General features: G+C 63.3%; 1 protein-coding gene. It reads left to right on the forward strand.

Annotated features, from left to right (window positions below):
- A partial coding sequence (locus tag CH341_RS32785; protein ID WP_146604795.1) for an outer membrane protein assembly factor BamB family protein occupies positions 1 to 264 on the forward strand: 264 nt, incomplete at both ends.

A 264-nucleotide genomic window follows, 5' to 3' on the forward strand; every position in this document is an offset into this window, starting at 1 on the left:
TTTCCGGCAACGCGCTCTTTCTGATCGATTTGCAGGACCGTATGGTGGCACTTGACCGCCGCACCGGCAAAATCTTCTGGCAAACCGACCTTCCGGTGGTGCGCAAGAAGCGTTTCTTCTCCCCCTGGGTCGGGCCGATGCTCGCAGGCGGGACGCTTTGGGCGGTTTCGAACGACGAGAAGCTGATCGCGGTCGATCCGTCGAGCGGCAACATCGTCGGCGAGCGCTCCATTCCGGCGAAGGGTCTCCAGCGCCCGATCGCCG

The sequence above is a fragment of the Rhodoplanes roseus genome (assembly GCF_003258865.1).
Classification (GTDB): domain Bacteria; phylum Pseudomonadota; class Alphaproteobacteria; order Rhizobiales; family Xanthobacteraceae; genus Rhodoplanes; species Rhodoplanes roseus.